This window comes from Actinoplanes sp. GCM10030250, from assembly GCF_042666575.1.
In the GTDB taxonomy this organism is placed as follows: Bacteria; Actinomycetota; Actinomycetes; order Mycobacteriales; family Micromonosporaceae; genus Actinoplanes.
On record NZ_JBHTDO010000126.1, the window covers coordinates 1 to 587 of the forward strand.

Below are 587 nucleotides of genomic sequence, written 5' to 3' on the forward strand. Positions count from 1 at the left end.
CTGGCGCTATGTCCGCGAAGCCGTCGACTTGCTCTCCGCCGCCGCAGACGACCTGGTCACCGCCATGGGCCGTATCCGCCGGCTCGCCTTCGCCATCCTCGATGGGACCCTGATCGCCATCGACCGGGTCGCCGACCAGCGGCCGTACTACTCGGGCAAGCACAAGCGGCACGGCGTGAACGTGCAGGTCATAGCCGACGCGGCCGGCAGGCTGATCTGGGCCTCCGCGGCGCTGCCTGGCCGGACTCACGATCTGAGTGCTGCCCGACAACTCGGCATCATCGAGGCTCTGACCAGCGCGGACGTGATGACCTTCGCCGACAAGGGGTACCAAGGCGCGGGCGGCACCATCCGGGTTCCGTTCAAACGGCATCGGTCCCGGCCCAAACTGCAGCGCTGGCATAAGCGCTACAACCGCCAGCACGCCCGGATCCGCGCCCTTGGCGAACGAGCCATCGCCACTTTGAAGACCTGGAAACTACTGACCAAGCTGCGCTGCTGTCCCCGCCGAGCGACCGCGATCGTGCAGGCCATCCTCGTTCTGCACCACGTCGAAGCCAACCGCTACGCAGGATGAAAAAGGCTCA

At 66.4% G+C, this 587-nt stretch carries 1 protein-coding gene; it reads left to right on the forward strand.

Annotation, left to right across the window (positions count from 1 at the left end; genetic code table 11):
- A partial coding sequence (locus ACFQV6_RS44360) for a transposase family protein (protein WP_378033759.1) occupies positions 1–577 on the forward strand: 577 nt, incomplete at its 5' end.
- Positions 578–587: the final 10 nt, after the last annotated feature.